Consider the following 5,549-nt stretch of genomic DNA (forward strand, 5'->3'; position numbering starts at 1 on the left):
ACCCCGCCGACCCCGATACCTTTTTTGTGCTCACTTTTAATAATGGTTTGTGGCGTAACACCAATGGCGTATGGTTTTGGGAATAGTTACACCGGTGAATAGCTAATAACTAAATTAAGTGTTGACAAAGCTGTCATAGTGGTTTATACTGCTAAAATATCTAAAGTAAAAATCAGTAAACGATGAGGAGAAGGATTGGCACTAAAAGATTTACGCATTAACGAGCAAATACGGGTAAGCGAAGTGCGTTTAATTGACGAAAATAACGAGCCGGCCGGAGTAATGGCTACCCGCAAGGCTTTAGAACGAGCTACCGAGTTAGGGCTCGATTTAGTAGAGATAGCGCCGCAGGCCGAACCGCCTGTTTGCCGGCTTATCGACTATGGTAAATTTAAATTTGAACAAAGCAAAAAAGATAAAGAAGCCCGGAAAAACCAAAAGCAGCAAATCTTAAAAGAAGTGCGCATGAAGCCTAACTTAGGGGTACATGACCTTGATTTTAAGACTAAACACATTAAAGAATTTTTAGCAGATGGTAATAAAGTAAAGGTTTCGGTGCGTTTTCGCGGGCGTGAAATGGCTCACCCCGAGATAGGTTTTGCCGTAATGAAAGAGGTGCTGGTGCGCATTGGCGAAGAAAACTTTGTCCTAGAGCGGCCGGCTATCCAAGAAGGGCGCGATGTTACAATGTCGCTAGCCCCTAAAGCAAAAAAATAAAAAATATTATATAAGGAAGAATTGACAAGATGGCTAAAGCAAAAAAAGCGAAAGCAAAGGTAAAAACTCGTAAGAGTGCCGCAAGTCGTTACTTCATTACCGGTAGTGGTGAAAAAGTACGGTTTCGTGGCGCAGGAATGCGGCATATTTTAACGAAAAAATCTTCTAAACGCAAACGGCAGCTGCGTAAGATGGGTGTTTTAGATGACAGTAACTTTGTAAAAAAAGTTAAACAACTTATCCCTTACAGCTAGGAATGCGGCTTATCGGCTAACAGCCGGTTGTATAAAAAACATTAGGAGATTATTATGCCAAGAGCAGTAGATGGAACACGCCGTAAAGATAGGCGCAAAAAAATATTAGAGCGGGCCAAAGGATACTACGGCACACGCAGCAAATTGCACCGTGTAGCTAAAACCCAATTAATGAAAAGCGGTAAATATGCTTTCCGCGACCGCCGAGCTAAAAAAAGAGATTTTAGGCGGCTGTGGATAGCCCGTATTTCGGCGGCTTGCCGGACCGAAGGTTTAAGTTATTCGCGCTTTATTTATGGTCTTAACAAAAGTGGCATTACTTTAAATAGAAAAGCCCTTTCTAATTTGGCTATCGAGGATAGCGCCGCTTTTAAAGCCGTGTTAGACACCGTAAAAAAAGCTTTAGCTTAATTATTTGATTATCCAAACGGCTGCTTTTAATTATTTAAGCAGCCGTTTAAAAAAGGAAGTAAGATGATTACACTTAAACAAGTAGAGCAATTAAACCAAAAAATTAAACGGGCTATCGCTTTAATTGATATGCTAAGGAAAGAAAATTCCGATTTAGTGGTAGCTAATAGCCGGCTTTTACTTGATATTGAAACCTTACAAAACGATCTTAAACGCAGCAATGCCCGTTTTAATTCCTTATCGGACGACCAAGAACTGCTGGAACAAGGTATACAAGGAGCTATCGACCAGCTAACTACGGTCGAAAATCATATTATCTCCTCGCAGCTTAGCGCGGCTAAAAACCCAGAGGAGCCTCCTGTTGCCATACCGGTAAGCAAAGAGCCCGAACTTACAATTAGTAATGATAACCACAGCGAGCACGAAGATGATAAAGAACCATCTTTAGATATTTATTAAAGGTAATTACTATGAGCGAAAGCCTTTATCGTATCGATTTACTGGGTACAGTTATCACTATCCGCACCGAAGAAGAATTAAGTTATATTAAACAACTTGAAGAATCTTTGGCCGAAGTTATTAAGCAAGTAAAAGAAGAACTTAACTTAGATAACCCGCTTTCGTTGGCCATTATGGCTGGGATTTATTTAACTAACGAAAATTTTCGCCTTAAACGGCAGGCTCCAACCAGTACTTTAACGGCTTTAGAGAACAAAGTAAATTTTGAAGACGGAGCCGAGCGCGCCTTTAGCCAGATAGATAAACTTTTAGACCAAACATTAATGCGTTAGTGTTAAAAGCATACCTTTTAAAAGATATTTAACTAAGGTAATGTTAAGTATCTTTTAAAAGGCCTGCGGTGTGCGACAGTATAATAATTTACTTGCACAGTTAAATATTCGAGGGTGGTCAATTATTTACAAATAGTTACCTGTAAAGGTAAATTGTTTGTGTGCGATAACCCACTTGAGCGTTACCGTTCAAGGTGAATTTTTTGTACATCGGCATCGCGGGTTTTCTTAATAATTTTTTATATGATAAAGCTTTTGTCCGGCATCAAGCACTAATTGGTCGCTGCCGCGTAATCCGCCCAACTGCACACTAACCGGCAATCCGTTTTGCCCCAGCATCATAGGAACAGCCACCGCCGGTGTCCCCGTAAGGTTAGACATCACCGCCGTCGAATCGCTGCTGTAAGTAGTTGCTTCATCGGCCGTACCAATAAGCGGCGCCTCGCTAAAACCGGGTAATAAAAATAACTCTACCCCGCTTTGCTTTAATTCGTTAATTTTATTACACAGGTGCGAGCGCATAACATTAGCTTTGTTGTACCAATCGGCATAATTTTGCTCATGTAAAAAATAGTTGCCTAACAAAATACGGCGCTTAACTTCATCACCAAAACCTTTACTGCGTGTAGCGGCAAACAGCTCGCCGGCACTAGCGGCCTTAAGTTTTAAACCATAGCGCGCCCCATCAAAGCGGCTTAAAGTGGTAGCCGCCTCGCCGCAACATAAGATATAATAAATATTAATTATCTCATCTTCTAGGCCTAAATCAATATCTACAAAAATGACGCCTTCACTCTTTAGGTACTCTTCGGCTAAACTAAAAGCCTTTTTTACTTCGGGGTGAACGGGTTTAAGCAAGTTATTAAACCGCGCCACCTTTAACCCTTTAAAGCTGAGTTGCTTGGCGGCATTTAAATTAATACTTGTTTCATCAAAGTTAGAGCGGCCGGCAACGGCCTCTAACACCAATTTAATATCTAACGGTGTATGTGCAATTAGGCCAACCACATCGAGGCTGGGGGCTAAATCGGCCATACCGCTGCGCGGGATAACGCCGTAACTTGGTTTAAAACCGGTTAACCCATTGTAACTAGCCGGTAACCGTGCCGAGCCGCCGGTATCGCTGGCTAAAGCAAAGGCCGCCATACCGGCCGCCACCGCCACCGCACTGCCGCTGGAAGAGCCGCCGGCAAAACGCTTATTATCTAAAAAGTTAAGGGTGGGGCCGTAAACGCTGTAACGGCCGGTGGCGCCCATCGCCATTTCGTCCATATTAAGACGGCCCAAATTAATAAAATTTTGCTCTTTTAATCGGCTAACCACAACGGCATCGCTGGGGCTGACATAACCCTCTAAAATTTTACTGGCACAAGTTAAATCTTTCCCCTGTACCGAAAAGTTATCTTTAACGGCCGCCGGTACAGCCCATAAATGATGGCCGCTCGGACCAGCTTTTTCTAAGTTAAGGGCCGTCTCATAAGCTTCGTCATAAAACTCGATGTAGCAATTTAAATTTTTTTGCTGTAAATAACTATCTTGGTAAGCCTTTACTAACTCGCTAGGTTTTAGTTCATTTTTTTTATAGGCCTCACCAATTTGACTAACCGATAAATTATTCGCCTTCATTATTTACTCCTTGCGGTAAAGCAACAAAACCATCTGCTAAACGCGGCATAAAACTTTTTAGTTTTTGGGCCGATAAACTATCCTCAACTACATCTTCACGCAACTCATCGCTGCTGCCGTTACTTAAATTTTGATAACCGGTGGCCACATCAACTTTACCTATCTCAAAAAAACTTAGCCATTTAACAAGTTCCGCTTGCCAATAGTCATCTCGCTCCGGCTCATATTCTAAACTGCTTAGGTCAAATAAAGCTTTAAGCAAGTCGTCATCAATTTTATTCATCATAATCTCCTAATTGGTAAAGGCTAAAGTCGGGGCCGTATTAATACGAGTGTCGTTTTCGCTAAAGGTGCGGTTAGCCCCTACGCTCGGCAGCAAGCGCGCCGTAAAACCATTAGGGGCAAAACTATACAGCAAAAAGAACTGCCGGCCGTTATCAAATTGTAAAGCCATAACCCCATCAAAATTATGCCTTGTATCATTAGCCAAAGCCGGTGTTAAAAAAACATCAAACAACACATTGCCGGCCCCATTGGGCGAGTTTAATAAGCCACTACTGACAAAACCGCTGCCGTTAGCTAAGGCAAAACGGTTGTTGCCATCAAAACTTAAAGTGCCCCAGTTGTTACTGTTAAAGCTAGGCCCAAGCCGCACAAAACTTTGGTAACGTTCGGCACGCCTGTCAAGCTCGGCACTAATATGGTCGCTTAGCGGGCCGCGAATGGCCACAAAGGTGTCTACCACCCGCTGTCCGTTGTAAACATATCGCGCATCAACTTCGTTATTGCGCAAGGTAAAGCTAAAATCAGAGCCATCAAAAAAGTAATTGTTCGCCCCGGTGGGCAAGATGGCGTTGTAATTAAAAATAACTTGCCGCTGCACGGTATTAATAGAGATGGTACGCCTAACGGTATCGATAAAGAGGCCCAGCTCCGGCCTAAACAAATTTAAATTGATACTTTCATTAACAATCATTTCTCTAAAATTTTCGGGCCGCCAAGTAATGGCCGGGTCAAAGAAATTTTCCAGCACCGTGTCGCCCAAATATTCGCGGTCGTCATAAATGATGGTGCCGCTATCCGAAATAATATATTCGCGCAAAAAGCGGCCAAAGGCATAACCTTGCACCCCATCGCTGGAGAGCACTCGGTACCAATAACCTCTAAAAGGAGGAATTTCCACCCGTTCGGGGCTGCGCCAAAGCACTTTTAGCACTTGCCCTTCGCCGATGTTATAAATTTGCTGGGCGCTGGCCGACGGTGAGGCCCGCATAGGCAACGAACGGCGCTGCTGCAGCTCGACAAAGGTGCGGGTAAAAGGGGCATAACTTAGGGCAAATTCGGTAGCTGCTGCCCGGTTAGGAAATACGGCCAGCCGCCAATCGTTAATTTCACGCACTTCATTACCTACCTCTATGCGGTAAAGCTCGCGCAGTCTAATGCGGCTGGTTACCCTAACCACGTTACCGGTAGCCACCATAACTTCATCGGGGCTCCATAAAACCACCCCATAACCTAAAGAGCGGCTGCACGAAAAGAGGAAGACAAGCGACAACAAAGCCAAAAATTTAACCATAAATCGATACTATACTAAATTTAGCGGCTAGTCAAGAGTAGTTATATTATGGGGAGTGTACAAACAGTGCCTAAAGAAAATCAATAAGAGAAAACTTAAATTCACGATAATATTTAGGATTAAGGTAAGGTCTTTCTTTAAAGAAATTATATTTGGCTTCCCCAAACTTGTTAT

General features: G+C 43.0%; 8 protein-coding genes and 1 other RNA gene. 6 read left to right on the forward strand and 3 right to left on the reverse strand.

The features are described from left to right. Positions 1-195 precede the first annotated feature (195 nt). From infC to ssrS, 6 genes are all read left to right on the forward strand, one after another. The gene (gene infC, locus FWE37_08930; GenBank protein MCL2521104.1) at positions 196-717 is read left to right on the forward strand and encodes a translation initiation factor IF-3; all 522 of its coding nucleotides are present in this window, start codon (positions 196-198) and stop codon (positions 715-717) included. A 29-nt stretch (positions 718-746) separates the two neighbouring features. After that, complete coding sequence (gene rpmI / locus FWE37_08935; GenBank protein MCL2521105.1) at positions 747-971, forward strand: 50S ribosomal protein L35; 225 nt, start codon at positions 747-749, stop codon at positions 969-971. 54 nt (positions 972-1,025) lie between these two features. Further along, positions 1,026-1,382, forward strand: a complete 357-nt coding sequence (gene rplT, locus FWE37_08940; protein ID MCL2521106.1) for a 50S ribosomal protein L20 — start codon at positions 1,026-1,028, stop codon at positions 1,380-1,382. A gap of 63 nt (positions 1,383-1,445) precedes the next feature. After that, positions 1,446-1,841 (forward strand): hypothetical protein, encoded by a 396-nt coding sequence (locus FWE37_08945; GenBank protein ID MCL2521107.1) that lies wholly within the window; start codon positions 1,446-1,448, stop codon positions 1,839-1,841. An 11-nt stretch (positions 1,842-1,852) separates the two neighbouring features. Then, positions 1,853-2,173 carry a cell division protein ZapA gene (gene zapA, locus FWE37_08950; GenBank protein MCL2521108.1) on the forward strand — a complete coding sequence of 107 codons (321 nt, stop codon included), beginning with the start codon at positions 1,853-1,855 and terminating at the stop codon, positions 2,171-2,173. A gap of 57 nt (positions 2,174-2,230) precedes the next feature. After that, a non-coding RNA gene (gene ssrS / locus FWE37_08955) (6S RNA) lies at positions 2,231-2,402 on the forward strand. On the opposite strand, the gene FWE37_08960 is transcribed toward ssrS, so the two are convergent. From FWE37_08960 to FWE37_08970, 3 genes are read right to left on the reverse strand one after another with little or no spacing between them, the layout of a single operon-like run. Then, entirely contained in the window at positions 2,402-3,799 is a 1,398-nt protein-coding gene (locus tag FWE37_08960) for an amidase family protein (GenBank protein MCL2521109.1), read from the reverse strand. The genes ssrS and FWE37_08960 overlap by 1 nt on opposite strands. Continuing rightward, positions 3,786-4,085 (reverse strand): hypothetical protein, encoded by a 300-nt coding sequence (locus tag FWE37_08965; protein MCL2521110.1) that lies wholly within the window; start codon positions 4,083-4,085, stop codon positions 3,786-3,788. The genes FWE37_08960 and FWE37_08965 overlap by 14 nt, the downstream gene beginning before the upstream one ends. A gap of 6 nt (positions 4,086-4,091) precedes the next feature. Next, a complete protein-coding gene (locus FWE37_08970) occupies positions 4,092-5,375 on the reverse strand; it encodes an SH3 domain-containing protein (protein MCL2521111.1) in 1,284 nt (427 codons plus the stop codon). Positions 5,376-5,549 lie beyond the last annotated feature (174 nt).

The organism is Spirochaetaceae bacterium (assembly GCA_009784515.1).
Classification (GTDB): Bacteria; Spirochaetota; Spirochaetia; order WRBN01; family WRBN01; genus WRBN01.

Coding starts and splice junctions, on each gene's coding strand:
- FWE37_08945 (MCL2521107.1), top strand. CDS start 1,446: ATGATTACACTTAAACAAGTAGAGCAATTAAACCAAAAAATTAAACGG.
- FWE37_08970 (MCL2521111.1), bottom strand. CDS start 5,375: ATGGTTAAATTTTTGGCTTTGTTGTCGCTTGTCTTCCTCTTTTCGTGC.
- FWE37_08965 (MCL2521110.1), bottom strand. CDS start 4,085: ATGATGAATAAAATTGATGACGACTTGCTTAAAGCTTTATTTGACCTA.
- rplT (MCL2521106.1), top strand. CDS start 1,026: ATGCCAAGAGCAGTAGATGGAACACGCCGTAAAGATAGGCGCAAAAAA.
- zapA (MCL2521108.1), top strand. CDS start 1,853: ATGAGCGAAAGCCTTTATCGTATCGATTTACTGGGTACAGTTATCACT.
- rpmI (MCL2521105.1), top strand. CDS start 747: ATGGCTAAAGCAAAAAAAGCGAAAGCAAAGGTAAAAACTCGTAAGAGT.
- FWE37_08960 (MCL2521109.1), bottom strand. CDS start 3,799: ATGAAGGCGAATAATTTATCGGTTAGTCAAATTGGTGAGGCCTATAAA.